The sequence below is a fragment of the Segeticoccus rhizosphaerae genome, assembly GCF_009192725.1.
GTDB classification, from domain to species: domain Bacteria; phylum Actinomycetota; class Actinomycetes; order Actinomycetales; family Dermatophilaceae; genus Segeticoccus; species Segeticoccus rhizosphaerae.
The window spans coordinates 1-1,647 of sequence record NZ_VOHR01000524.1 but is presented as its reverse complement, the minus strand read 5'-3'; the positions used below and the strand labels follow the sequence as shown (position 1 = coordinate 1,647).

Below are 1,647 nucleotides of genomic sequence, written 5' to 3'. Positions count from 1 at the left end.
CCGACGACCCCAGCGACGGCGCAGCAGGCCACGCCAGGTGGCGGGCAGCCGGGCCCGGCCGGCACCGGGCGGTCGGCGACGCCGACGCCGGACCTGCGGTATGGCGTGACCTGGCCCTCGCTCGAAGGGTTCGCCGAGCAGGCACGAGACCGCCGCGTGATCCCCGTCGTCCGGCGGTTCCTCGCCGACGCGGAGACTCCGGTCGGCGTCTACCGCAAGCTCGCGAAGGACCGTCCCGGCACCTTCCTGCTCGAGTCCGCCGAGCACGGTGGCGTGTGGTCGCGCTACTCCATCGTGGGCGCCGCGTGCCGGGCGACCCTGACCGAGCGCGACGGGCGGGCCCACTGGATCGGGGAGCCCCCGGTCGGTGTGCCGGTCGACGGCGACCCGCTGACCGCCCTCCGCGCCACCGTCGAGACCTTGTCGACGCCCCCACTGCCCGGTCTCCCGCCGCTGACCGGCGGGATGGTCGGGGCCATCACCTACGACGCCGTCCGCCGCTGGGAGAAGGTGCCGGACAACGCCCCTGACGAGCTGCACCTGCCCGAGCTCGCGATGATGCTCGCGACCGACCTCGCGGTGCTCGACCACGCCGACGGTTCGCTGCTGCTCGTGGCCAACGCGGTCAACTACGACGCCACCGACGAGCGGATGGCCGAGGCACATCAGGACGCGGTCGCGCGGCTCGACCAGATGACGGCCGACCTCGCGGCGCCCGCGCCGAGCACCGTGGCCGTCATCGAGCCGGCCGGGCCGGAGCCGACCAGCAACCACACGCCCGAGCAGTTCCACGCCGTCGTCGAGGCCGGCAAGGAGGCGATCCGGGCGGGCGAGGTGTTCCAGGTCGTGCTGTCCCAACGGTTCTCGGTGCCCTGCCCGGCGGACTCGCTCGACGTCTACCGCGCGCTGCGTGCCTCCAATCCCAGCCCCTACATGTACCTGCTGCGCCTCCCGGCACCGGACGGGTCGTCATACGACGTCGTGGGGTCCAGCCCGGAGGCGCTCGTCAAGGTGACCGGCCGACGCGCGATCACGCACCCGATCGCCGGTTCGCGGCCACGCGGCGCAACGCCCGAGGCCGATGTCGCCAACGGCGAGGACCTGCTCGCCGATCCCAAGGAGCGCTCCGAGCACGTCATGCTGGTCGACCTGTCGCGCAACGACCTGCAACGGGTCTGCGCCGCAGGCAGCGTGGACGTCGTGGAATTCATGCAGGTCCGGCGCTACAGCCACATCATGCACCTGGAGTCCACCGTGGTCGGCGAGCTGCGCGACGAGTGCGGCGCGTACGACGTGCTGGCCGCCACGTTCCCGGCCGGCACTCTGTCCGGGGCGCCGAAGTCGAGGGCCATGGCACTCATCGACGAGCTCGAGCCGAGCCGGCGCGGGATCTACGGCGGCGTCGTCGGCTACCTCGACTTCGCGGGAGACCTCGACATGGCCATCGCGATCCGCACCGCCGTGATCCGCGACGGTGTGGCCCACGTGCAGGCCGGTGGTGGCATCGTCGCCGACTCGGTGCCGCAGCTGGAGTTCGAGGAGAGCGTCAACAAGGCTGCTGCCGCGCTGCGGGCCGTGGCCGCCGCCACGGGGTTGAGGGCGCCGTGAGCGCCGGGGCCGACGAGCAACCGGGCCGCCGGAACGGCT

1 protein-coding gene is annotated in these 1,647 nt (G+C 73.0%); it reads left to right on the top strand.

Features of this window, described 5'->3' with window-relative positions; translation table 11 throughout:
* The first annotated feature begins 93 nt into the window (after positions 1-93).
* A complete protein-coding gene (locus tag FRW57_RS21350; protein ID WP_152187010.1) occupies positions 94-1,608 on the top strand; it encodes an anthranilate synthase component I in 1,515 nt (504 codons plus the stop codon).
* Positions 1,609-1,647 lie beyond the last annotated feature (39 nt).